The sequence below is a fragment of the Caballeronia terrestris genome, from assembly GCF_001544515.1.
In the GTDB taxonomy this organism is placed as follows: Bacteria; Pseudomonadota; Gammaproteobacteria; order Burkholderiales; family Burkholderiaceae; genus Caballeronia; species Caballeronia terrestris.
Window position 1 is genome coordinate 1 of record NZ_FCOL02000470.1, and the last position, 1119, is coordinate 1119.

Sequence of the window (1119 nt, forward strand, 5' to 3'; positions counted from 1 at the left end):
GTGCCAAGCTGATCAACGGCGAGGGTGAGCGCTTCGTGGACGAGCTCAAGGCCCGCGACGTCGTGGCTTCGGCGATCCTGCGCGAATGTGCGCAGGGGCGTGGAATTCAACGCGAAGGTCAGATCGGCGTATTCCTCGACACGCCAACGCTCGAAATGGAGAGCCCCGGCATTCTCGCCAAGCGCCTCGTCACGCTGCGCCATCTCGCGCTCAAGTGCGGACACGATGCGGCGCAGGAGCCTTTCCTCGTCTATCCGACGCTCCACTACCAGAACGGCGGCGTTGCGATCGACAAGGATGGTGCCACGAGCGTCCCCGGCCTGTATTGCGTCGGTGAAGTCACGGGAGGCTTGCACGGGCGCAACCGGCTGATGGGAAACGCGCTGCTCGACATCCTGAGCATGGGGCGCCGTGCCGGGGCAAAGGCAGCGGAACCGGGAGGCCGGGTCATGGCGAGCCGGGCCGGAATCGGCCACGTGCACGCGTGGCAGCGCGAGCTGACGCTTTCCGGGTTGCCCCTGGACGTCAAGGCACCGCGCCTCTTTCCTGACTACGCCCATTTCGATCTGCGCGTCGATGCCGGCTTGCGCTCGAGCGCGCGGGGGTGCGTGGTCGGCGACATCCGGTGAGCGATTCACGGAGCATGACGATGGAGAAGCCGAATCAGGTTCTTCTGCGGGACGATATCCGCGTCGGCGCAGACCTTTATGCCTGGCTTGCGCGCGGTGGCGGGGAGGGGCTTGCCAAGGCGCTGCAAGACCCGGGGGCAATCATCGCCGAGATCGCCTCGGCGGACCTGCGCGGGATGGGGGGCGCCGGGTTTGCGACACATCGCAAATGGACACCGGTCGCGGCCGCGCCTGAAGGCGACAAGTACATCGTCTGCAACGGCAACGAGGACGAGCCCGGCACATTCAAGGATCGCTTTCTCCTGGAGCACACGCCGCATCAGGTGATCGAGGGCGCGCTTATCGCGGTGGTGGCTACCCGCGCCAACCACGTGGTTCTGTACGTCAACCCGCATCAGCCGCGGTCCCTCACGGTAATGCGCCAGGCGGTGCAGCAGTGGCAGGAACACCCATGGTTTGCCGCGATCGAGCGGAGGGTCGGCTTGCGAGT

The 1119-nt window shown here is 66.1% G+C and carries 1 protein-coding gene and 1 pseudogene; both read left to right on the plus strand.

What is annotated here, in order from left to right; genetic code table 11:
• Positions 1-629: FAD-binding protein (locus tag AWB67_RS38325; RefSeq protein ID WP_125477895.1), on the plus strand; the 629-nt coding region annotated here is incomplete at its 5' end.
• A 20-nt stretch (positions 630-649) separates the two neighbouring features.
• Positions 650-1119: pseudogene (locus AWB67_RS38330) on the plus strand (NADH-quinone oxidoreductase subunit F); the annotation flags it as partial.